Raw genomic sequence first — 21,767 nt, 5'->3', positions numbered from 1 at the left:
CGGGTTCCGGCAGAGCGCCGGAGAGCCGCCAAGCAAAATGGCCCTTGCCGCCATCGGGATCGTCTTTGCCATCCTGGCCATCGGCGGCTATGTGCTGTTTTCCCAAGGCCGCGATCTGGGCATTCAGTCGGGCTCTTTCCTGTTGGTGGGGTCGATCATGATCCTGATCCTGACCGGTATCCCGCTGGCCTTTGTGACCGGGTTGATTGCGATCCTGTTCACCATCGCCTGGTTCGGCCCGATGGGCGTGCCGCTGGTGTCGTCGCGCATCTATTCCTTTGTCAACGAATACGTGCTTGTCGCCATTCCGATGTTCGTGCTCATGGCCTCGCTGTTGGACCGGTCGGGCATGGCGCGCGATCTCTATGATGCGATGCGTCTGATTGCCGGTCGGATCAAGGGCGGCGTCGCCGTGCAAACGCTTGTCGCGGCGGTCTTTCTTGCGGCGATCTCTGGCATCATCGGCGGCGAAATCGTGCTGCTGGGCCTGATCGCGCTGCCACAGATGCTGCGGCTGGGCTACAACCGGGCGCTGGCCATTGGCACCGTCTGCGCCGGCGGCTCGCTGGGGACGATGATCCCGCCGTCGATCGTGTTGATCGTCTATGGTCTCACTGCCAGTGTTTCGATCGGTGATCTGTTCCTGGCCACCGTGACCCCCGGCCTGATGTTGGCGTCGTTCTACATCATTTACATCCTCGTGCGCTGCTACGCGAACCCAGAGATGGGACCGCCGATTTCGAACGCGGAGCTGGACATCCCGATGTCGGAAAAACTGCGCAAGATGCGCGGTGTGATCCTGCCGGTCGGTGTGGCGGTGACGGTTCTGGGTTCGATCTACGGCGGCATCGCCTCGGTGACCGAGGCCGCAGCCATGGGCGTGGTCGGCGTGTTCCTGTCGGCGGCAATCCGGGGCGAAGTGACCTGGGCATTGATCCGCGACAGCCTGAAACAGACGTTGGAAACCTGCGGCATGATCATCTGGATCGGCCTTGGCGCGGCGGCGCTGGTGGGGGTCTACAACCTCATGGGCGGCAACCGTTTCATCGAAAGCACCATCCTCGACAGCGGTGCGTCGCCAATGGTGATTGTGCTGATCATGATGGGTATCCTCGTGGTGCTGGGTCTGTTCATGGACTGGATCGGGATTGCGCTTTTGACCATGCCGATCTTTGTGCCGATCATCATCAAACTGGGGATGGACCCGGTCTGGTTCGGCATCCTCTTTGCGATGAACATGCAGGTCAGCTATCTTTCGCCACCCTTTGGCCCGGCTGCCTTCTATCTGAAATCCGTCGCCCCCAAGGACATGAGCCTGTCCGAGATCTTCCGCGCGCTGATCCCCTTCATCTGCATTCAGGTCGTGGCGCTTGCCATTGTGCTGTTCTTCCCGGACGTTGCGCTATGGTTGCCGAATTGGCTGAAAGGAAATTAAGATGTCCATGAATACCAAAAGTGCACATAATGTTGCTGTCATCGGCCTGGGCTCGATGGGATACGGCATGGCCGCTTCGGCCCTGCGTGGCGGGCACAAGGTCTGGGGCGTGGACATAAACCCGGACCAGATCGCCAAGTTCAAATCCGAAGGCGGGCAAGACAGCCCCCTGGACGAGGCTGCCGGTGGGTTGGATGCCGTGGCCGTCGTCGTGCTGAACGCCGCCCAGACCGAAAGCGTGCTGTTCGGCGCGGACGGGATCGTTGCGAAGCTGAAGCCCGGCGCAGTTGTCCTGGCCTGTGCCACCGTGCCGCCGGCCTTTGCCCGGGACATGGCGGCGCGCTGTGGCGAGACCGGTGTTCACTATCTTGATGCGCCGATTTCCGGTGGCGCGGCCAAGGCCGCCAGCGGCCAGCTTTCGATCATGGCGTCGGGCGCGCCCGATGCCTTTGCCGCCGCACGGCCGCTGCTGGACAGTATCGCCCAGACGGTGTTCGAACTTGGCGACGACGTTGGCGCCGGCAGCGCCATGAAGGCGGTGAACCAGCTTTTGGCCGGGGTGCATATCGCCACCATGGCCGAGGCGCTGACCTTTGGCATGACCCAGGGCGTCACGCCCGAGAAGTTTGTCGAGGTGATCAGCAAATGCGCCGGCACCAGCTGGATGCTGGAAAACCGTGCGCCGCATATCGTGGCGGGTGACTACACGCCGCTCAGCTCGGTCAATATCTGGCCAAAGGATCTGGGCATCGTGCTCGACATCGCCAAATCTGCGCAATTCAGCGCCCCGATCACCGCCGCCGCACTACAGCAATTTATCGCAGCCGCCGGCATGGGCCATGGACAGGAGGACGACGCCGCAGTCGCCAAGGTCTATGCCCGCAACGCTGGATTGACCTTGCCAGGAGAAAACACATGACCACCGTTCTTGGATGTATTGCCGATGATTTCACTGGCGCGACCGATTTGGCCGGGCTTTTGGCCCGCAGTGGCGTGCGCGTCTCTTTGCGCATCGGCGTGCCGTCAGAGCCGCCTGCCGACCCGGCTGCGTTTGAGGTGATTGCGCTGAAATCCCGTACTGCGCCAGTTGCCGAAGCGGTGGCCGAAACCCGCGAGGCGCTGCAATGGCTGCGCGCCGCCGGGGCGCAGCGGTTTTTCTGGAAATATTGCTCGACCTTCGACAGTACCGCAGAGGGCAATATCGGCCCGGTGGCCGAGGCGCTGATGGCGGAGCTTGGTACTGACCAGACGATCTATTGCCCGGCGTTTCCGGAAAATGGCCGGTCGATCTTCATGGGCAACCTGTTTGTCGGCCAGCAACCACTGGCCGAAAGCCCGATGAAGGATCACCCGCTGACCCCGATGCGCGACAGCAATCTGATGCGTTTGTTGACGCCGCAGGTGACGAAAGCCGTCGGTCTGGCGGACCGTCTTACGGTGGCACAGGGGGCTGCGGCCCTGCGGGACAAACTGGCGGCGATGAAGGCCGATGGTGTGGCGCATGTGGTGGTTGATGCGGTGGCGAACGAAGATCTCGCCGTGATCGCCGAGGCCTGCCGCGACATGCCGCTGATGACCGGCGGCAGCGCCGTGGCCATGCCGTTGCCCGCGCTTTACCTTGCCGATGGAACCCTGTCGGCGGATGCACCCAAGGCCGAAGCGCCAAAGCTGGGTGCAGGCACCATCGTGCTTTCGGGCAGCTGTTCGGCCATGACCAACAAGCAGGTGGCCGATTATACCAGCCGCGGCGTGCCTGCCTTCCAGCTCGATCCGCTGGCGCTGGCCGAAAACGGCCCGCAAAAAGCGCTCGACTGGTTGGCGCAACAGGATCTGGACAAGGCCCCGTTGATCTATGCCACCGCCAACCCCGAAAGCGTGCGCGCGGCGCAGGAAAAGCTGGGTGTTGCCGGCGCGGGCGAGATTGTCGAGGCGACGTTGTCGGCCTGTGCGGTCGCGGCGCGCGACAGGGGCGCACGGCGGGTGATCGTCGCGGGCGGCGAAACCTCGGGCGCGGTGACCAAGGCGCTTGGCGTCAGCCAGCTGGATATCGGCACTGAAATCGCGCCGGGTGTGCCCTGGACCTATTGCCAATCGGGCGGCCAGCAGATCGCGCTGACCCTGAAATCCGGCAATTTCGGCTCCGAGACCTTCTTTACCGATGCGCAGGAAAGACTGGCGTCATGAGCGTCGAGGCCCGCTTGCGTGAACAGATCTGCCTGCTGGCGAAATCCATGTTCGACCGTGGCCTGACCGGCGGCAGCACTGGCAATATCTCGGCCCGGACCGAGGATGGCGGGCTGTTGGTCAGCCCCACCGGCACCAGTTTCGGGCGGCTCGATCCCGGACGGCTCAGCCGCTTTGACGCCAGTGGCACACATATCAGCGGCGACAAACCGACCAAGGAAATGCCGCTGCATTCGGCATTTTATGACACCCGCAGCACGGCGGGCGCGGTGGTGCATCTGCATTCCTGCCACTCGGTTGCGCTGTCGATGATGCCGGATGCGGATGAGGATAATTTCCTGCCGCCGCTCACGCCCTACGGCATCATGAAACTGGGCCGGGTCAAGCTGTTGCCGTTCTTCCTGCCCGGCGATCCAGAGATGGGCGAGGCCGTGCGCGGTCTGGCGGGTAAACGCAGTGCCGTCATGCTGGCCAATCATGGGCCGGTGGTGGCGGGCAAGGATATCGAGGCCGCCTGCAACGCCATCGAAGAGCTGGAGGATACCGCGCGTCTGGCAATGATGACCCGTGGTCTGAACCCGCGCGGAATCGGCCCGGATATGGTGCAGAAACTGGTGACGAAATTTAATGTGGAGTGGGACGGATGAAGTTTTCTGCCAATCTGGGATTTCTGTGGAATGACCGCCCGCTGCCGGATGCCATTCGCGCCGCCAAAGCCGCAGGTTTTGATGCGGTGGAATGCCATTGGCCTTATGACGTTCCTGCGACTGAAACCAAGGCCGCGCTGGACGAAACCGGCCTGTCCATGCTGGGTTTGAACACAAGCCGGGGCGATCTGGCGGCGGGCGAAAACGGTCTCAGCGCGCTGCCCGGACGCGAGGCCGAGGCGCGTGCCGCGATTGACGAAGCCGTGGCCTATGCGACCGCCATCGGCACGGTCAACATCCACGTCATGGCGGGTTTTGCCGCCGGGGACACGGCCCATCGCACCTTTGTTGGCAACCTGAAATATGCCTGCGATACCGTTGCGGCCCATGGCATGAATATCCTGATCGAACCCCTGAACAAATATGACGCGCCGGGGTACTTCCTGACCACAACCGATCAGGCCCTTGCGATCATCAAAGAGGTCGCGGCCCCCAACCTCAAGCTGATGTTTGACTGTTACCACGTGCAGCTGATGGAGGGCGATCTGACCCACCGGATCGAGGCGCTTCTGCCGTCGATTGGGCATATTCAGTTTGCATCGGTCCCGGATCGCGGCGCGCCGGATCACGGCGAGATCAACTATGATCACCTGTTCGAGGTCACGCGCAAGCTTGGCTATGACGCCCCGCTTGGCGCGGAATATAAACCCGGCGGCAACACTGACGACACCCTTGGCTGGTTGAAAAACCGGGGGTGACCTGTGCGCCTGAATTCACCCGCGACACCGCCGCAAGGCGGTCCCCGGGCCCATGTTGACAATTTTCTGCGTTGCGGCGAGGTTCGCTGAACCGTGATGTAAAATCGTGAGTTGAAAACATGAAGTCCTCTGCCAACCGTACTTTTGGTGTCTTGGGGTTGGGCAATTTCGGCAGTACCGTCGCCAAGGAATTGCAGCGCTTTGGCAATCACGTCATTGGCGCCGATATATCCGAAGCCAGTGTTGCCGGCCTTGCCGATACGCTCTCACAGGCCATGATCGTCGATGCGCGCGATGATGCAGCCCTGCGGGAGGCGGGGTTCGGGGATTGTGATGTGGCCGTCGTGGCGATCGGCGATGATCTGGAGGCCAGCATCCTGGCCACGATCAACCTTAAACTTGTCGGCGTTCCAATTGTGTGGGCCAAAGCGATCAGCAAGACGCACCACCGAATTCTGAGCAAACTTGGCGTCGACAGGGTCATTCATCCCGAAGTGGAAGTCGGCCAGCACATCGCGCAGGTTCTGCACAACCCGCTGGTGCGTGACTATGTCAGCCTGGGCAATGGCTTTCACGTCGTGAATTTCAGAATCCCGGAAAGCCTTGAGGGCAAGAGCCTGAAAGACCTGCCGCATGGCGACAAGTTCAACCTGCGGTGCATCGGGGTCATGCGCGGCACGGAATTTGTCGGGCAAGACGCAACAGGATGCCAATTGGAGCGTGATGACCTGTTGTTGCTGCTTGGCCAACGCAAAGATCTGCGCAACTTCGCGGCCAGCCTTTGACCATGGCACCCCGGCCTTTGAAAATGGTCCAGCGGTTCGCGACGCTGCGCATGCCGCCGCCCGCGGTTCTGGCGATCTTCTACCTCGCCTTCATCATCCTTGGTGCCGTCCTGCTTTGGCTTCCGATCTCGCATCACGAAGGGATCGGGTTCGGAGAGGCGCTGTTTACATCAACCTCTGCCGTGACCGTGACCGGCCTGGTGCTTGCCGATACCGGCGCCGCCTTCACCGGCTTTGGCCAGGCGGTGATCGCGGTGCTTATTCAGCTGGGCGGGCTGGGGTTGATGACGTTTGCCGTGCTCCTGCTTGGGGCGCTTGGCATTCCCGTTGGCATGCCGCAACGGCTGATCCTGCGCGAAGATCTGAACCAGACGTCGCTGTCAAATCTGACCTATCTTGCACGCATCATTTTCATCATTGCCTTTGTGTGCGAGGCCATTGGTGCCGCATTGCTGGCCTTTGTCTTTGTTCCACAGTTCGGCTGGACCGGTCTGTGGCAGGCGGTGTTCCATTCGATTTCGGCCTTCAACAACGCGGGCTTTGCGCTTCACCCTGACAGTCTCTCGCAGTGGGTGGGCAACCCGATCATCAACATCGTGATACCGGCGCTTTTCATTCTGGGGGGGCTTGGGTTCATTGTGGTGGGCGACATCTATCAGAAACGTCATTGGCGCGGTCTTACGCTGCATTCCAAATTGATGCTGCTCGGCACCGCCGTCTTGATCGTTTGGGGCAGCGTCATGTTCGGCCTTCTTGAATGGACGAACCCCGCCACCCTGGGCCAGTTGGACACAGCGGACAAACTATGGGCCAGCTGGTTTCAGGGCGTCACGCCACGCACCGCCGGTTTCAACACAATCGACACCGGCGGAATGCATGACAGCGCAACGTTGTTGACGATGACACTCATGCTGGTGGGCGGGGGCAGCACTTCGACCGCGGGCGGGATCAAGGTGACGACCCTGTGCGTCTTGTTGCTTGCGACGGCTGCGTTTTTCCGACGGCGCACAACATTGCAGGCGTTTGGCCGTTCATTGGGCGTCAATGAGGTGATGAAGGTGCTCGCACTCACGACAATTTCCATGCTTTTGGTGCTGACGGGTATTTTTCTGGCCTCGATCAATCACGACGGCGAGTTCATTGATCTTGCATTTGAAGTCACATCCGCGTTCGGCACCGTCGGTTTGTCGCGCGGCACAACCGGAGAGCTTGATGGTATCGGCCGGGCCATCATCATCGTGATGATGTTTATTGGTCGGGTTGGCCCGTTGACGATTGGCTTCTTTCTGGCCTCCCGCAGTGTCCCGAGGGTGAAGTATCCCGCCGGGCAAGTATATCTTGGGTAGCTGTGGGCGGCAGTTGTGGCATTGTGACCAGGGATGATGATCGGGCAATCATCCCGTCGTCGCGGTTCAAGTGTAAGTGACACCTGAACCGCGATTCATCTTTGGCGCAGACAGCTGCACCCAACCAAGGATCCGTCAGGCGGCCCCTTGCTGGGCGGTCCGGGTCTTCCAGACCACGTTCATCTCGACATCGGCGCTTTCGAACAGGTTCATCACCGGGCAGCGCTGTTCGACGTTGCGGCGCAGAAGCTCTAGCCGCTTCTCGCTTTCGTCGGTCTCCAGCTCGATCACCATGTCGACCGTGGTGAAATAGGGGCGCACGCCCTTGACCCCGCGCGCGCCGCGCATGTCGGCAGTGCCCGTGCATTCGATGGTGAGGTCGGTGAAGTTGAACCCGATGGCCTTGGACACCAGTTTCAGAACGACACTCTCACAGCCCACCAACGCGCCCAACAGCGATTCCAGCGGTGTCGGCCCAAGATCGGTCGCGCCCTTGTGCTCTGGCTCGTCGATGATCCAGCGGTGGCCCCGGCTGCTGACGGCGACCAGCATCTCGCCCTTCATCCGGGCCGAAACCTTGGGATGGATCAGCGTTGCGGTCTTGGTGTTTTCGATGCTGGGCGGGATGTCGAATTCGTTGCTCATGTGCGGTCCTTTCAGAACATGGCCAGACCGGTCAGCCCGGTCTCGATGCGGTAAACAGAGGTGGAGGCGGTAACGAAGAGCGTGCGCAGCTCTGGCCCGCCGAAGCAGAAATTGGTGGATTTCTGCGGTGTCAGGATCACACCGAGGCACTCTGCCTCGGCATTGAAGAGATGAACGCCACCGGGACCGTTGCAGAGGATGTGGCCTTCGGTGGTGGTCTTCATGCCGTCGGGCACGCCGTCGCCATCGCCGGTGACCTCGGCCCAGACGCGCGAATTGGTCAACGCGCCGTCGTCGGTCACATCCAGCACCCGGATATGCCCACCCCAGCTGTCATTGACAAAAAGCTGGCTTTCATCGACCGAAAGACAAAGCCCGTTGGGCTGCTGAAAATCATCCGCCACCAGCGTCAGCGTGCCATTCGGGTCAAGCCGGTAAACGCCTTGGTAGGGCAACTCCTGCTCACGCAGAATTCCCAGCGGTTCGCGGATGCGGCCAAAGCTTGGATCGGTGAACCAGATCCGCCCCCGGCTGTCGCAGACCACGTCATTGGGGCTGTTGAGCTCTTTGAAATCATAGTGGGTGGCAATTGGCACCACATGCTTGCCGTCATGTTCATGCCGGACAAGCTGCGACGACGCATGTTCACAGGAAATCACCCGGCCCTGACGATCAAAGAAGTTGCCATTGGCCTGGTTGGACGGCGTACGAAACACCTCAAGACCGGTGTCGGGGCGCCATTTGTACTGACGGCTTTCCTGAATGTCGGAAAAGATCAGCCAGTGTTCGGTCGGGTGCCAGATCGGGCCTTCGGTAAAACCGAAGCTGCCGGCGATCTCTTCCAGCCGACTGTTGGCCGGGATGGCGGTGGTAAAGGCGTCGGAACGGATGTCGAAGGGCATCGGGGTCTCCATGGGTCAGCCCGCCCCAAGAACGAGGGTGGGCAGGAACAGGGTGATGGACGGAAAGAGGATCAGCAGCGCCACGGTCAGAATGTCGATCAGCACAAAGGGCCAGATCGCACGGAAGATGCCGTTGATCGGAATATCGGGCCGGACACCGGCCACGACATAGACGTTCAGGCCCACAGGCGGGGTGATGAACCCGATCTCGACCATTTTGATGACGAGGATGCCGAACAGGATCGGGTCGATCCCCAGCTCGACGATGGCCGGAAAGATCACCGGCAACGTCAGCAGCATCATCCCCGAGGCGCTGAGGAACATGCCGAGAAAGGCATAGCCGGCAAGAACCGCGATCAGGATCACCGTCGGCGGATAGGGCAGGGTGACAAGCCATTCCGCGATTTCGGTCGGCAGCCGGGTAAAGGCCAGGAAACGGGCAAAGATGAAGACGCCCCAGAAGGTCGAAAAGATCATCACCGTCAGCTTGGCGGTCTCGACCAGCGACGATTGCAACGCGCTGAAGTTCAGCTTGCGGCGCAACAACGCGTAGACAAAGACGATGGCCGCACCGGTGGCGCCGGCCTCTGTCGGGGTGGTCCAGCCGGTGGACATGCCACCCAGGATCATCAGCATCACAAGGATGATCGGCATCACGTCGATCAGCGACGCGCCGCGTTCGGACCAGCTTATTCCCGTGATTGGGCGGCCAAGGTCGGGATTGGCGGCAAAGCGCAGCAGGATGAAACCAGCATACAGCAGGGCCGAGAATACCCCCGGGATAAAGCCCGCCAGCAGCAGCCGACCGATGCTTTCGTCGACGATGGCGCCATAGACCACCAGTGCGGCAGAGGGCGGGATCAACGAGGCAAGAGTGCCCGCCGCCGCCACCGCCGCCGCCGAGACCGAGGGCGAATATTTCAGCTTCAAAAGCTCCGGGATGGCCACGCGGGCAAAGACCGCCGCCGTCGCCTGGCTGGCGCCGGAAACCGCGCCAAAGGCCCCGGCGGCCAGCACGGTCGAAACAGCAAGCCCGCCGGGCATCCAGCCGATCCATGCCTTGGCCGCGCGATAGGCGCCCTGCACCATACCCGAGGATGAGGCGAAGAAGCCGATCAGAATGAACATCGGCAACACGCTGAACAGATAGTTAGAGCCGGCCGAATGCGGGATGATGCCGGTGATATTGACCGCCACCGGCCAGCCCTTGAGCACGACAATGCCCAGAAAGCCGGTAATTGCGGTGGCAAAGACGATGTGTACGCCGGTCATCACCATGACGACAAGTGCGAGAAAGCCCAGGGCGCCGATTGTCGAGGGATCCATCATGTGTCCTTACGCGTCCATATCTTCGAGGGGGTTGGGCGGCTGTGGCACGCCAATCGGCGCGAGGCCGGGGTTCCGCAGGAGACGGCCGAACACCCAGAGCTCAAGCGTCAGCCGCAGGGCGAGGATGCCAAGGCCAATCGGTGCGGCCAGTTTCGATGGCCAGGTGGGCAGGCCGACGCCGATGGTTGTGTCACCAAAGGTCCAGGCGCGGGCGAAATGTGTCCAGGTGCCGGGCAGGATGGCCAGCACGACGAACAACCCGATCAGGGTGGCGAACAGATGGGTCAGCCATTGCGCGCGGCCATGAAAGGCCTTTTGCAACATGTCCATGCGGATGTGCCCGGCCTGGCGATAGCAATGCGAGATGCACAGCAGGCTGAAGGTCACCATCGACATCGAGATGAAGTCGATCTGGCCCGCAATCGGCGCGTTGAACAGCCGCCGCATGAGCACCTCGGCGGTCACCAGCAGCATGATCACGAATATCGTCAGGCCCGCGATCCAGGCGGTCGCATATTCGATCCGCATCAGGGCCTTGTCTAGCTTGTCGAGCATGATACCTCCGGCGCACCCGGTCGGGTGCGACTGTCAGGGAAAGGTGGGCGGACGCGACGGGAGGACGCCCCCGCCCGGGAGCGGGTCAGTGTCCGGCGTTCAGCACGAGATCCAGCATCTCGCGCCCCGGAAGACCCTTGCCTTCGAGATCGGCGACATAGGCTTCCCAAACCGGCTGGGCCGCATCCTTGCGCAGCGCGGCGATCATCTCGTCGGTGACCGCCACATGTTTCAGGCCACGCTTTTCAAGCTCGGGGATGTAAAAAGTGGCGGCGTCGCTCTGGGCCGTGATCGTGGCCGCGCTGGCGTGGGCCTTGGCCTCTGCCAGCAGCGTCTTCATGTCATCGGGCAGGGCATCATAGGCAGCGGCATTGCCGACCAGCGTCACATGGGCCGAACCGGCCGCCATGCCGGTGGTGTACCAATCCGACAGCTCATAAAGCTTGTAGCCGCCGTGCCCCGAGGGGGTTGCCGCGACCGCGTCGATCACGCCGGTTTGCAGGGCGTTGTATTGTTCCGGCCCGCTGACGTTGACCAGGCTGGCGCCATAGACCGCAAGGGCATTGCCAATGCCGCTGGTCGCCTTGATCCGCATGCCGTCAAAGGCCGCAAGCGTGTCGGGCGGCGTGCCCTTGCCCATGATCTCATAGTTCGGTTGCACCACGGTCATCACCGGCATCACGCCCCACCGGGCGAATTCTTTCTGCACATGCGGATTGTCGTAGATCAATTCCGCCACCTCCAGCCGGTCCTCCATCGAGTCAATCGGCAGGAAAGGCAGGTCAAGAACCGAGAGCAAAGGATTCTTGCCGGGGTGGTAGCTGGAAATCACATACCCCAGCTCGAAGGCGCCAATCGACACATTGTCCAGAACTTCACGTGTCGGCGAGAGGGTGCCGTTGTGAACAGTGATCTCCATCTTGCCGCCGCTGTTTTCATTGACGTACTCAGCGAAGCTTTCGCCGGCGACGCGGAACGCCGGACTGCCGAAAAGCGCAAGATCCCACGAGATCTCCTGCGCCTGGCTGCCCGATGCGATCACGGCAATTGCCGCGGCGCCAAGCGCCTGGATCGTGTAATGTTTCATGTGGTCTCCTCCCAGAAAACGATGTCGCGAATGATCGCGCGTTCATGATTATTGCGACATTGGGGCGCGGCGAGTCAAGGATTGCTTGTAAAAAAGTGCAAAAATGAATGAACGCGCGTTCATGAATGTTGCTGGACAAGAAGGCCGATGTGCGCCATTGTGCTTGTAAACAAGGGAAAAGAGCTGCCAATGTCAGATGGACGAGTTACCGCAGACGATGTTGCACGGCGGGCCGGTGTATCGCGGGCAACCGTGTCGCGGACCTTTTCGCGCGGGCATTCCGTGCAGGAACAGACCCGGCAGAGAATCCTCAAGGCCGCCGCCGATCTGGGCTATCAGCCCAATGCCCTGGCGCAGGCGCTGACCTCGCGCCGGTCGCAAATCGTCAGTATCCTGATGGGTGAACTGAAAAACCCGATTCATGCGGTGCTACATCAATCTATCTCTATGGCATTGCAGGAAAAAAACTTCATTCCGATCTCTGGGCAGATTGGTGTCGATTCGGATGCGGACAAGCTGATTGCCACGTTCCGGCAATACCAGGTGGGTGTTGTCATTCTGACGTCGATGAACATTCCGCCGGGATTAATCAGGGATCTGCACAAGGCCGGATTGCAGGTTTTGCTGCTGAATCGGATTGATGATGACGAGATTACGGCCTCTGTCTGTGCCGATCTGACCCAGGGCGGAACGCTGGCTGCAAGGCATCTTGCTGAACGCGGGTGCACAACTGTTGCAGTGGCCAAGGGCCCGATCGGTCACTGGACCAGCACGGCGCGGTACGTCGGCCATCTTGCCGGGTTAGAGCGTATGGGACTGCAACCCGCGAAGATCCTCGAAGGCGGATATACCTATGCCGATGGCGCCCGCGTCGCGGATGCGCTGCTGGCCGAAGGCGGCGACCTGCCCGAGGGGGTCCTGTGCCCCAACGATCTGTTTGCGATCGGCCTGATGGACCGGTTGCGGGCGGGGGCGGGCGTGCGTTTCCCCGAGGATATGCGGGTTGTCGGCTTTGACGATATTCCGATGGCGGAATGGGAAAGCAACCAGCTGACCACGATCAGACTGCCGGTGCATTCCATGGCCAAACGGGCAACCGACGTGATTTCGCGCATTCTTGTCGAGGAAGAGACCGTCGAGGAAAAGATCTGGATACCTTGCCGGTTGATCGAACGCGGCTCCGCCTGATCCGGGCCGAGAGACACTGCGGGCGCAAACGCCTTCGACCAAGACCGCCGCGCCCGGTATTTATTCAGTGTGCCAGCCTCCATGGCATGATGTGCGTCGCATGCCGCCCGGTTGGGTCAGGCAATTTGGCGGCGCGGGGATCAGGCCATTTGATGCTTCATCGGGCCGGATATGATTGGGGTGTCCTCTGCAATACCGGTGTCAGATGTCGAAATTTGACGGCAGGACAATCATGTCGCGGATGGTGACGTTGCGGGGGCGGGTCAGCATGTACATCATGGCGTCTGCGACCTCTTGCGTTTCCATCAGCGCGCCGGCGTCTTTCATCCGTTGCAGGCGGTCGGGTTCCCAATCGGCCAGCAAGGCCGAAATCACCGGCCCGGGAGAGACCTGACCCACGCGAATGCCGTGGCCCATCAATTGCCGACGCATGGTTTGTACAAAGCTGGTGATCGCCCATTTCGACGCCGAATACACCGGTTCGACATTGATCGCCGTATGTCCCGCCACCGAGCAGGTGACCACAATGTCGCCGGTGCCGCGCGCGATCATATGTGGGGCCACCGCGTGAACATTTTTCATCACCGCATTGACGTTCAGATTGACCATGCGATCAATGGCGGCGGGGGTGGTGTCGACAAGGTCGCCGCCGATGTAGCTGCCGGCGTTGCACAGCATGATGTCGATCTGCCCGGTCTTTTCCAAGATCTCCGGCACCATGGCGTCACAGCTTGCCGGGTCCAGCAGATCGGTGACCTGCGCGATTGCGGCTTCGCCCAGCTCCCGGGTCAGGGTGGCAAGCGCGGCGGCATCGCGATCCACCATCACAACGGTTGCGCCTTCGCCCAGCAAGGCGCGGGTAATTGACAATCCGATCCCGGATGCGGCGCCGGTCACTGCGGCGATCTTGCCTTGAAATCCATCAGCCATGTTTTTCCTCCATTGGGGCAAGCGCCGTGGCGGGCGCGGGGGGGTCATCGTCATATTTCGGGGTGGGGGCGGGATGTCAGACGGCCAAAAATCCGCCGTCCACCGCCAGAACAGAGCCGGAGATCATGCCGGCATCCTCGGACAGCAACAGCGCAATGCTGCGCGCCACATCTTCGGCGCTGGCAAAACGGCCGACCGGATGGCGGACCATCATCGGCTGGCTTTTGACCGGGTCGCTCCAGGCCTCTGCCGCGAGTTCGGTCAAGGTGATGGTGGGCGCAATTGCCATGGCGCGAATGCCATGCGGCCCCAGCTCGCGCGCCAAAACCCGTGTCGCCGCTTCCAGCCCGGCCTTTGATGCCGCGTAACATAGATGATCCTGAAATCCGCGATGGCCGGCAATCGAGGTGACATTGACAATTGTGCCGCCACCGCCCGCCTTGATCCGGGCTTTGGCGAATTCCTGGGCACAGATCAACGCGCTGCGCAGGTTGATGCCCATCACCGTTTCATACCCGGCGTCGGTCATGTCGAGCACGCTTTCCAGCACATTTGTGCCCGCGCAATTGATCAGCATATCGCAGGTGCCGGCCGTGGCCATGGCGGCGCGTGCGCTGTCCGGGTCGGACAGATCGGCGACAACACTGCGCCCGCCGATTTCGGCGCGCAACCCGTCGAGATCGGATTTCGTGCGGCTGATGGCGACAACCTCGGCACCGCGCGCGGCCAAAAGCTGGGCGGTGGCGCGCCCGATGCCCTTGCCGGCGCCGGTGATGATGGCGGTTTTTCCAGAATATTCCATGGGGTCCCTCATGTGATGGGCTGACCGGTCATGGCCCGGTCGTTGCGATGTGTTGCGGTCGATGTGGCGGTCCGGGTTTCGACCCCTGGGTTTGTGGGTGGCAAAAATTCCCTGTTTCCGCGCGCCGGGGGCGTGCGAAACAAGGGTGACGATGGCGGTCGGCCGGTGGCGCGGCCGGGTCTAGGCAGGCATGTGCAGGGCGTCGTTTTCGGCAAAGGTTGCCCGAAAGTCTGAGGGCGACAGGCCTTTCAATCGCAGAAAGTGGCGATTGAAATTGGACAGGTTGGAAAAGCCGACATCAAAGCAGATATTGGCGATCTTGGCCTCTGGATCGGACACCAGCATCTGGCAGGCCAGATCAATGCGCAGCTGATTGCGGAACCGCACCAATGTGGTGCCAGTGTGCCGTTTGAACGCGCGCGAAAAGGCGCTTTGGCTTTGGCCGGTCATCCGGGCGAGAGTGGTTTCGCTGAGCGGTTCGGTCAGATTGTCCCGCAAATGTGCGATGACGCGGTTCATGTCGGACTCCTGCGATTTTTCCATGTCGATCTGGAAACTAAGACTGGACAGAATCTGGGGTCTGGGGGCCTGTCGCAGGTGATCGAGGATCTCGAAAAACAGCCCCAGACGCAGGATGCCGCGTGCGTCGATCAGCCGTTTCATCAGCGGCTGCACCGCGGCAGAGGTCTCTTGGTCAAACAGGATGCCCCGGCGGCTGCGCTCTAGCAGACCTTTGGCGGCTTCCATTTCCGGGAATGCGGCAATCAGCCTGTCCACGAAGCTTTGCGGAAATTGGATCACCTCTGTGCGTTGCGGCACGGTGGTGCCGGGTTCAACGTCGCTGATCCAGTTTTGCGGCAGGTTCGGGCCGGTCATGATCAATTGGCCCGGGGCAAAATCGCCGACGTGATCGCCGATATAGAATTTGCCCGTGGTCGCCACCACCAGGTGGATTTCGTATTCGGGATGGTAATGCCAGCGCACGGTGCGAAACGGGTAGCCATGCCGCCAGGCGGCAAAGGAGTCACCGTTTCTGATATGGACCAGCTCAAGGTCAAGTTGCATGTCATCCTCCCCATCGCCCAAATTCGTTCCGCATCTGGGCGCGGTCCCGGCGTGTTGGTGATGGGGATTTCTATCACTGCTTTGCGCCTGCGACCACGACGCCACATCGCATTTAGTGATACTTTTTTGACATTCCGCCCGCTGGGGTCGGCCAAGTGGTGACTTTGATCGGTTCCCGCGTGACCGTGCAATTGCAGAAAATGCCACATGGCGCGGCGTATCAGGTGGAAATCCACAGGGAATGCCAGATGCAGACGGGCGACCGTTTAATCGGTGGGGCGGTGTCGCACTTGTACTATTTCAACAGGGGTGGGGGCGAAATGGTATCAGGATCTGTCGTCTGGTCGGCCCCTGATCGCAACCGTGCGTTTTGCCGATCAATGGGGCGCACGGCGGCTTTTTCTGCGGTCAGTTCGACACCGATATGTGTATCCGCGCGGCCTGGCTGTTATAGAAGGCGCGGTAATATTCGAGTGGCGTGCCGTCGTTCTCATACCCGACGGATTCAATCCAAATAAGCGGTTTGTCGGCGGAAATGTCCATTTTTTCGCACACATCCGCGTTGGGCATTGCGGCTGAGAACCAGCGTTCTGCCCTGACCAGCTGCCGTTGATACAGCTCTTGAACCATACCGAGAACAGATCGCCCTTCCAGATCGGTTTTTTCGAAACCCGGCACTTTCTCTGCTGGAAAGGAAATATTGGTATAGGTAATCGGCTCTTCGTCGACCCAGAAAACACGGGATACCCGGACGACCTCGGCCGTGTCGCCCAGTTGCAAAGCGGCACGTTCCTCGTCGTTGGCAAGGGATTTTGCCAATTCGAACGTGCGGGTGCGGATTTTGGCCCCACGCGCGATCATGTCATCAAACAGGCTGACGTTCGAGGTGACAAAGCTGCTTTCGCGGGGTGGTTTGCCGACGAACATGCCCTTGCGCGGCAGTTTGTTGACCAGACCGCGGGCCGCCAGGGCGCTGATGGCGCTGCGCACCACCGGCCGGGATACATTGAATATGTCGCAGAGGGCGGATTCAGACGGTATGCGGGATTCCGGTGCCAGCTTGCCGCAGAGGATCAGGTTTTCCAACTGGTCACTCAACTGGGTCCACAGCGGAGAAGTGACTTCGCGCGACAATACGATCCGGCTGACCTCACGCCGGAATGCTGCGGTTGCAAGTCCGTCCGATTGTTCAAAGCTGGGGCGACCTGAGCGGCCCGCTTTGGTATTTGGTCTGCTCACATTCAACCGGTGTCCGTCCTATTCGTCCAGGAGACTGAGAAAGACGCTGCGCGGTGCAGCGGCGCGATGATCTTATGCGTTCAGGATTGAGACGTCCACGCGATCTTGCCGGAAAGGGGCGGTATCGGTGTTTATCGGTGCGGGCGTAAACAAATTTATGGCGCGATGCTTTCATTTCGCCGGTTTTGGAGTTGCTGTCAGGGTGTGAGCCAATTCAAACCCGGCGCCGCATTTGCTGAAGCGCCGGGGCAGTTTTTCGCGGCCATGCAAGTTTGGTGCCATATCCAGATACGTTGGAACAGCAGGGCACGTGGCGCAGTTTTAATGTTCAAGCATCGCCCAGAGACGGCGTTTGATCGCAAGGAAATCGTCGGTCAGGCGCATGTCATTGGTACGCGGCCGGGGCAGGGAGACCTCTTCGATATGATGAACACGGCCGGGGCGCGCGGACATGACGATGATCTTGTCGGCCAGGAAAATCGCCTCTTCCAGATCATGTGTTACGAAGACGACGGTTTTGCGGGTCGCTGACCAGGTTTCAAGCAGGTCGGACTGCATCCGTTCCTTGGTTTGCGCATCAAGCGCGCCAAACGGTTCGTCCATCAACAGCACGTCGGGATCGTTGGCATAGACACGCCCGATATCGACCCGTTTGCGCATACCGCCGGACAATTCGCGGGGCCAGCGATCCTCAAACCCGGTCAATCCGACCATGCGGATCCACTTTTCCTCGATCTCGGCCTGCTCTGCCCGGCTGGCGCCGCGCAGGCGCGGGCCATAACTGACGTTGCGCGCGACGGTCATCCAGGGGAAAACCGCATCCTGTTGGAACACCATGCCGCGGCGACGGTCGGTGCCTTGGATCACTTCGCCGTCCAGCGTCATCTGCCCGTCGGAGGGATCGAACAGGCCCGCCATCATCTTGAGCAATGTGGACTTGCCACAGCCAGAGGTGCCGACAATGGCGTTGAAGCTGCCGGATTCCAGTTTCAGGTTGATACCGTCCAGCACCGTCAGCGGCGATGCGCTGCCCTTGCCGAACGTGTGGGTTAGATTGTTTACTACGATTTCCGACATTATTCGCGAGCCTCCGACCAAACCATGAGACGCGCCTGAATCTTCCTGAAGGCTCGGTCCATCAAGAAGGCGCAGGCGCCGATTATTACGATGATCATCATCACCTGATCCGTCAGGAAGTAGCGCCGCCCCTCCTGAAGCAGGAAGCCAAGACCGTTTTGCGCCGCAATCAGTTCGGATGCGACAAGCGTGGTCCAGGCCGCGCCAAGAGCGATGCGATAGCCGGTGATGATAAAGGGGGTTGCCGCGGGAACGGCGACGGTCCGAAAGACCTGCAACCGGGTTGCGCCCATGGTTGATGCAGCATCAACATAGACTTGTGGCACGTTCTTCATGCCCGCGATCACGTTGACAACGCAGACCATGAAGCAGGCAATCGTGATGATCAGAATGCGGCTGAATTCGCCAATGCCAAACCAGATGATGATGATTGGGATATAGGCCAGTGGCGGGATCGGGCGCACCGCTTCGATCAGCGGGTCAAACAGGTATTCCGCGACCTTGTACCAGCCGATCAGACAGCCAATCAGGACCGCCAAACTGGTGCCGATAAAGAAGCCCATGATGACCCGGAACAGACTGGCCCCAAGCGCGGTGGCCAAATTTCCGCTGGCGACATTGGTAAAGAATGCACCGACAATGTCCCGGATCGGGGGCAGCAGGGCGGGGTTGTTGTTGGGCAGGTTCGTAATCCAGACATAGGCGAGAATGACCGTGGCCACCGATGCTGCCCCCAGCACCAGCCGACCCGACAATCGGTTTTTCAATCCGCGTAGTGGCATGATTGTGTCCCGTGGCAATGTTTCTGTTTTATCCATAGCTCAGATCCACTTGTGGGTTCGATCCGCAAACGGCGCTTTGCACAGCATGACACCGAAACAGCGGATGGGCACGCCGGAATTCCCGGACGCCCGTGCAGGATCAGGCAGGGCGCTCACCGCCACTGCCTGTGTCGTGACCTTTTTCAGAGTTGACGGACAATCTGGTCCGAGACGAGCGCATCGAGATCGGGAATGCCGCCGATACGATCGTTCGCAACCAGGAATTCCGACTGCACCTGAAGCGATTTCTTCAGTTGACCAGAAGCATAGACGTCTTTGATCTCGTCCGTGTCGAAGTAGAAATAGCTGTTCAGCAGCGGTTCGACATCTGATGCGGTGACGCCGGCCCGTCCGATTCCGGATTGCCATGCAACCATACGGTCGATGACTGTGGCGTTGTCATTGCGCAGCATCGGTACGGCTTCCCGATGGAAGGCGCCAACAACCTGCTTCAGCGCGTCTTCCTTGGCATCCATTGTCTGTTGGGTCGTCATCAGGACGTCCATGATGCTTGGCCGGGTGGCCAGCGGCAGTTTCAGCCCGTCGACGATCAGGCTGGCATCTGGCAGTGCGTCAAAGATAAGTTTGCGCGAGGTTGCCAGTGGGACATTGGCATCGACCGCCCCGGCGACCAACGCGGCCTGGCCGTCGATTGGCTCCATGTTGATTCGGTTGAGCGGCATGTCTTCAAGACCCTCGGCCTTGAGCACGGTATCGAGGAAGAAATCAAAGTTGGAGCCGGACGTGACGGCAATCCGCTTGCCCTCAAGATCGGCCAAGGTATTGATTCCCTTGCGTCCAACCACGGTGAACAGCCCGCTGGCATCCCCACAGACCGAGATTTCACGGAAATCGGCGACCTTGCGATGCATCGCTGCGAGCGGCGGCACGGACCCCACTGTGATGGCGTCAACCGACCGGCCCACCATCGCTTCGATCGCGGGCGGCCCCGAAGGAAAGACGCTGAAATTCATGTCGATTCCGGGCGCCATGCCCTGGTCCTGGATCAGCCAGTAAAGACCGAAGGAATAGGCGGGGATGATGCCGATATTCAGGGTCTCATTGGCGGCATGCGCCTTGCCCGCAAAGAATGTAGGCGCGGCAAGTGTGGTGGCTGCGGCGGCAACGCCAGTGCGCAAAAGACTGCGGCGGCTGATGTAGCTGTTTCTGGAATTCGTCATTCGGATTCTCCTCCCGTGATCCTCATTGGCCAGCGTCCATCGACGCCGAATAAATCTGAGTATAACCAGATCTTTTTTCTTTTCAAACATAAAATTCTTGTATATCACAGGATCATGGATTTCTGGACATAATCAGATGTGACCAGAAAGAACGCTAGCCCTCCCGCGTATCGCGCGCCGCCAAAGGCGCAGCGGGCGGGGGCAACCGGGGAGAGAGAACTCATGAATATCATCCTGATTCTGGTAGACAGCCTGAACAAGGAAGCGCTGCGGTGCTACAATCCCAAGACGCGCTGCCGGACGCCCAATATTGATGCTCTGGCCGATCGCGCCTGTGTCTTCGACAATCATTATATCGGCAGCCTGCCGTGCATGCCCGCCCGCCGCGAGATCTTTACCGGGCGCAAGGAATTCATGTGGCGTCCCTGGGGCCCGCTTGAGGTGTTCGACCCGCGCCTGCCGCGCGAAGTGCAGGCCCAAGGCTACAACACTGGCATGGTCACCGATCACTACCATTATTGGGAGGAGACGGCGAATGGTTACATCCAGGGGTTCCAGTCGCTTGAAATGATCCGTGGCCACGAGACAGACTTTCACCGCTTGCCCGACACCAAAGGCGACGTGCCAAAATGGGTCGAGAAGATGAGCGAGCATCGCTCACCCTATCACATGCGGCAATACTATGAGAATATTAAAGAATTTGGCGGCGAAGAGGATTTCTTCCCGGCCAAGACCTTCTCGGCCGCGGCGGATTGGCTTGATCGGTATTCGGATCGCGGCCCGTTCTTCCTTCAGGTTGAAACCTTTGATGTGCACGAGCCGTTTCATGTGCCCGAGCCCTATGCCTCGATGTACACTGACGGTATCGAGGGCACGGCGGACGACCACAACATCTGGCCGCCCTATCAGGTCTACGACGACCTTGATGCCTTTATGGAGCAGGCCACGCCAGAAGAGCTCGCCTATCTGAAGGCACAATATTACGGCAAGACCACGATGGTCGACAAATGGATGGGCGTGCTTCTCGACAAGCTTGGGGAAAAGGGGCTGTGGGAAGACACGCTGGTGATCTTTACCACCGATCACGGTCACGATCTGGGCGAGCGCGGGCATTTCGGCAAGCAATATCCACATTACGACAGCCACGCGAATATTCCGATGATCGTCTGGCATCCCGGTGCCGAAAACGGCGGCCGCCGGGTCCCCGAAATCACGCAAACCGTCGATATCTTTTCGACCATCATCGAGGCGTCGGGCGGCACACCGCCGGACAGCACGCGCCATTCCCGGAGCTTCCTGCCGATTCTGGAGCGCCGCGAAGCCATCCGAGACGAAGCAATCTATGGCACGTTCGGGCAGGGGGCCTGTATCTCGGATGGGGATTGGACGCTGTTCAAATCGCCCGAGAAGGGCAAGGTGCTGAACACCTATTCGACCATGATCACCCGGCCTTTGCTGGTGGATAATCCGATTGACGGGCGGGTGGGCGCATTGCCGCCAGAACCTGAGGCGACCGGGAAATATGATCCGACCGTAGAGTATCCGATGTGGAAAACGCCGATCACCATTGATCCGCGCACCTATGAAAACTTCCTGTTCAACCGGGCCGAAGATCCCGAGCAGCTGACAAACCTTTGGGAGACTCAGCCCGAGCAGCGTGACCGTCTGCTACGCTTGCTTCGTCTGCGGCTGGATGAAGAAGGCTATCCAGAGGAACAGATGGACCGATTGGGGTTGACCTCGGTCGCCCCGGCGGCTGCGGCCCCCGTCGCGGTTCCGGCGGAGTAGTGG

At 60.3% G+C, this 21,767-nt stretch carries 21 protein-coding genes; 9 read left to right on the top strand and 12 right to left on the bottom strand.

Going from position 1 to position 21,767, the window contains the following annotated elements; all coding sequences use genetic code 11:
* Positions 1-157 precede the first annotated feature (157 nt).
* The 7 genes from Q4577_RS03710 (at position 158) to Q4577_RS03680 (ending at position 7,155) form a co-directional block, all read left to right on the top strand.
* On the top strand, positions 158-1,435 hold the full coding sequence (locus tag Q4577_RS03710; RefSeq protein WP_244689718.1) for a TRAP transporter large permease subunit: 1,278 nt from the start codon (positions 158-160) through the stop codon (positions 1,433-1,435).
* A 1-nt stretch (position 1,436) separates the two neighbouring features.
* Positions 1,437-2,354, top strand: a complete 918-nt coding sequence (gene ltnD, locus Q4577_RS03705) for an L-threonate dehydrogenase (RefSeq protein WP_244688974.1) — start codon at positions 1,437-1,439, stop codon at positions 2,352-2,354.
* A complete protein-coding gene (gene otnK / locus Q4577_RS03700) occupies positions 2,351-3,619 on the top strand; it encodes a 3-oxo-tetronate kinase (RefSeq protein ID WP_303468634.1) in 1,269 nt (422 codons plus the stop codon). The genes ltnD and otnK overlap by 4 nt, the downstream gene beginning before the upstream one ends.
* Positions 3,616-4,266, top strand: a complete 651-nt coding sequence (locus Q4577_RS03695) for an aldolase (RefSeq protein ID WP_303468282.1) — start codon at positions 3,616-3,618, stop codon at positions 4,264-4,266. The genes otnK and Q4577_RS03695 overlap by 4 nt, the downstream gene beginning before the upstream one ends.
* Positions 4,263-5,024: a hydroxypyruvate isomerase family protein gene (locus tag Q4577_RS03690; protein ID WP_303468635.1), complete on the top strand. Its 762-nt coding sequence runs from the start codon at positions 4,263-4,265 to the stop codon at positions 5,022-5,024. The genes Q4577_RS03695 and Q4577_RS03690 overlap by 4 nt, the downstream gene beginning before the upstream one ends.
* 119 nt (positions 5,025-5,143) lie before the next feature.
* Positions 5,144-5,809 carry a TrkA family potassium uptake protein gene (locus Q4577_RS03685; protein ID WP_303468636.1) on the top strand — a complete coding sequence of 222 codons (666 nt, stop codon included), beginning with the start codon at positions 5,144-5,146 and terminating at the stop codon, positions 5,807-5,809.
* Between the two features lie 23 nt (positions 5,810-5,832).
* Positions 5,833-7,155: a TrkH family potassium uptake protein gene (locus Q4577_RS03680; protein WP_303468637.1), complete on the top strand. Its 1,323-nt coding sequence runs from the start codon at positions 5,833-5,835 to the stop codon at positions 7,153-7,155.
* A 135-nt stretch (positions 7,156-7,290) separates the two neighbouring features.
* On the opposite strand, the gene Q4577_RS03675 is transcribed toward Q4577_RS03680, so the two are convergent.
* The 5 genes from Q4577_RS03675 to dctP form a co-directional block, all read right to left on the bottom strand.
* Complete coding sequence (locus tag Q4577_RS03675) at positions 7,291-7,800, bottom strand: OsmC family protein (RefSeq protein WP_244688968.1); 510 nt, start codon at positions 7,798-7,800, stop codon at positions 7,291-7,293.
* An 11-nt stretch (positions 7,801-7,811) separates the two neighbouring features.
* On the bottom strand, positions 7,812-8,702 hold the full coding sequence (locus Q4577_RS03670) for an SMP-30/gluconolactonase/LRE family protein (RefSeq protein WP_303468638.1): 891 nt from the start codon (positions 8,700-8,702) through the stop codon (positions 7,812-7,814).
* A gap of 15 nt (positions 8,703-8,717) precedes the next feature.
* Positions 8,718-10,028, bottom strand: coding sequence for a TRAP transporter large permease (locus Q4577_RS03665; protein WP_303468639.1), 1,311 nt, complete (start codon positions 10,026-10,028; stop codon positions 8,718-8,720).
* A 9-nt stretch (positions 10,029-10,037) separates the two neighbouring features.
* Entirely contained in the window at positions 10,038-10,586 is a 549-nt protein-coding gene (locus Q4577_RS03660; protein ID WP_303468640.1) for a TRAP transporter small permease, read from the bottom strand.
* Between the two features lie 85 nt (positions 10,587-10,671).
* A complete protein-coding gene (gene dctP, locus Q4577_RS03655; RefSeq protein WP_303468641.1) occupies positions 10,672-11,673 on the bottom strand; it encodes a TRAP transporter substrate-binding protein DctP in 1,002 nt (333 codons plus the stop codon).
* 189 nt (positions 11,674-11,862) lie between these two features.
* Between dctP and Q4577_RS03650 the strand changes: the two genes are divergently transcribed.
* Positions 11,863-12,861, top strand: coding sequence for a LacI family DNA-binding transcriptional regulator (locus Q4577_RS03650; RefSeq protein ID WP_303468642.1), 999 nt, complete (start codon positions 11,863-11,865; stop codon positions 12,859-12,861).
* Positions 12,862-13,062: 201 nt separating this feature from the next.
* On the opposite strand, the gene Q4577_RS03645 is transcribed toward Q4577_RS03650, so the two are convergent.
* The 7 genes from Q4577_RS03645 to Q4577_RS03615 all read right to left on the bottom strand — a co-directional run bounded on the left by Q4577_RS03645 (position 13,063) and on the right by Q4577_RS03615 (position 20,066).
* Complete coding sequence (locus tag Q4577_RS03645) at positions 13,063-13,791, bottom strand: SDR family oxidoreductase (RefSeq protein WP_303468643.1); 729 nt, start codon at positions 13,789-13,791, stop codon at positions 13,063-13,065.
* 76 nt (positions 13,792-13,867) lie between these two features.
* Positions 13,868-14,593 (bottom strand): SDR family oxidoreductase, encoded by a 726-nt coding sequence (locus Q4577_RS03640; RefSeq protein WP_303468644.1) that lies wholly within the window; start codon positions 14,591-14,593, stop codon positions 13,868-13,870.
* A 180-nt stretch (positions 14,594-14,773) separates the two neighbouring features.
* Entirely contained in the window at positions 14,774-15,658 is an 885-nt protein-coding gene (locus tag Q4577_RS03635) for an AraC family transcriptional regulator (protein WP_303468645.1), read from the bottom strand.
* Between the two features lie 408 nt (positions 15,659-16,066).
* On the bottom strand, positions 16,067-16,897 hold the full coding sequence (locus Q4577_RS03630; protein ID WP_303468647.1) for a GntR family transcriptional regulator: 831 nt from the start codon (positions 16,895-16,897) through the stop codon (positions 16,067-16,069).
* Positions 16,898-17,218: 321 nt separating this feature from the next.
* Complete coding sequence (locus tag Q4577_RS03625) at positions 17,219-17,974, bottom strand: ABC transporter ATP-binding protein (protein WP_303468648.1); 756 nt, start codon at positions 17,972-17,974, stop codon at positions 17,219-17,221.
* Positions 17,974-18,792 (bottom strand): ABC transporter permease, encoded by an 819-nt coding sequence (locus Q4577_RS03620; protein WP_244689215.1) that lies wholly within the window; start codon positions 18,790-18,792, stop codon positions 17,974-17,976. The genes Q4577_RS03625 and Q4577_RS03620 overlap by 1 nt, the downstream gene beginning before the upstream one ends.
* A gap of 146 nt (positions 18,793-18,938) precedes the next feature.
* A complete protein-coding gene (locus Q4577_RS03615; protein WP_303468649.1) occupies positions 18,939-20,066 on the bottom strand; it encodes an ABC transporter substrate-binding protein in 1,128 nt (375 codons plus the stop codon).
* A 132-nt stretch (positions 20,067-20,198) separates the two neighbouring features.
* On the opposite strand from Q4577_RS03615, the gene Q4577_RS03610 reads away from it, so the two are divergent.
* Complete coding sequence (locus Q4577_RS03610; RefSeq protein ID WP_303468650.1) at positions 20,199-21,764, top strand: sulfatase; 1,566 nt, start codon at positions 20,199-20,201, stop codon at positions 21,762-21,764.
* The last annotated feature ends 3 nt before the right edge of the window (positions 21,765-21,767 follow it).

Source organism: Marinovum sp. 2_MG-2023, assembly GCF_030548265.1.
Lineage (GTDB): Bacteria > Pseudomonadota > Alphaproteobacteria > Rhodobacterales > Rhodobacteraceae > Marinovum.
This window is presented reverse-complemented; position numbering and strand designations above follow the sequence as displayed.

Excerpts from the sequence above, each read along its gene's own strand:
- Q4577_RS03640 (WP_303468644.1), bottom strand. The coding sequence starts at position 14,593 with ATGGAATATTCTGGAAAAACCGCCATCATCACCGGCGCCGGCAAGGGC.
- Q4577_RS03685 (WP_303468636.1), top strand. The coding sequence starts at position 5,144 with ATGAAGTCCTCTGCCAACCGTACTTTTGGTGTCTTGGGGTTGGGCAAT.
- Q4577_RS03610 (WP_303468650.1), top strand. The coding sequence starts at position 20,199 with ATGAATATCATCCTGATTCTGGTAGACAGCCTGAACAAGGAAGCGCTG.
- dctP (WP_303468641.1), bottom strand. The coding sequence starts at position 11,673 with ATGAAACATTACACGATCCAGGCGCTTGGCGCCGCGGCAATTGCCGTG.
- Q4577_RS03650 (WP_303468642.1), top strand. The coding sequence starts at position 11,863 with ATGTCAGATGGACGAGTTACCGCAGACGATGTTGCACGGCGGGCCGGT.
- otnK (WP_303468634.1), top strand. The coding sequence starts at position 2,351 with ATGACCACCGTTCTTGGATGTATTGCCGATGATTTCACTGGCGCGACC.
- Q4577_RS03615 (WP_303468649.1), bottom strand. The coding sequence starts at position 20,066 with ATGTTTGAAAAGAAAAAAGATCTGGTTATACTCAGATTTATTCGGCGT.
- Q4577_RS03710 (WP_244689718.1), top strand. The coding sequence starts at position 158 with ATGATCCTGATCCTGACCGGTATCCCGCTGGCCTTTGTGACCGGGTTG.
- Q4577_RS03695 (WP_303468282.1), top strand. The coding sequence starts at position 3,616 with ATGAGCGTCGAGGCCCGCTTGCGTGAACAGATCTGCCTGCTGGCGAAA.
- Q4577_RS03665 (WP_303468639.1), bottom strand. The coding sequence starts at position 10,028 with ATGGATCCCTCGACAATCGGCGCCCTGGGCTTTCTCGCACTTGTCGTC.
- Q4577_RS03620 (WP_244689215.1), bottom strand. The coding sequence starts at position 18,792 with ATGGATAAAACAGAAACATTGCCACGGGACACAATCATGCCACTACGC.
- Q4577_RS03660 (WP_303468640.1), bottom strand. The coding sequence starts at position 10,586 with ATGCTCGACAAGCTAGACAAGGCCCTGATGCGGATCGAATATGCGACC.
- Q4577_RS03680 (WP_303468637.1), top strand. The coding sequence starts at position 5,833 with ATGGTCCAGCGGTTCGCGACGCTGCGCATGCCGCCGCCCGCGGTTCTG.
- Q4577_RS03645 (WP_303468643.1), bottom strand. The coding sequence starts at position 13,791 with ATGGCTGATGGATTTCAAGGCAAGATCGCCGCAGTGACCGGCGCCGCA.
- ltnD (WP_244688974.1), top strand. The coding sequence starts at position 1,437 with ATGTCCATGAATACCAAAAGTGCACATAATGTTGCTGTCATCGGCCTG.
- Q4577_RS03675 (WP_244688968.1), bottom strand. The coding sequence starts at position 7,800 with ATGAGCAACGAATTCGACATCCCGCCCAGCATCGAAAACACCAAGACC.
- Q4577_RS03635 (WP_303468645.1), bottom strand. The coding sequence starts at position 15,658 with ATGCAACTTGACCTTGAGCTGGTCCATATCAGAAACGGTGACTCCTTT.
- Q4577_RS03625 (WP_303468648.1), bottom strand. The coding sequence starts at position 17,974 with ATGTCGGAAATCGTAGTAAACAATCTAACCCACACGTTCGGCAAGGGC.
- Q4577_RS03690 (WP_303468635.1), top strand. The coding sequence starts at position 4,263 with ATGAAGTTTTCTGCCAATCTGGGATTTCTGTGGAATGACCGCCCGCTG.
- Q4577_RS03670 (WP_303468638.1), bottom strand. The coding sequence starts at position 8,702 with ATGCCCTTCGACATCCGTTCCGACGCCTTTACCACCGCCATCCCGGCC.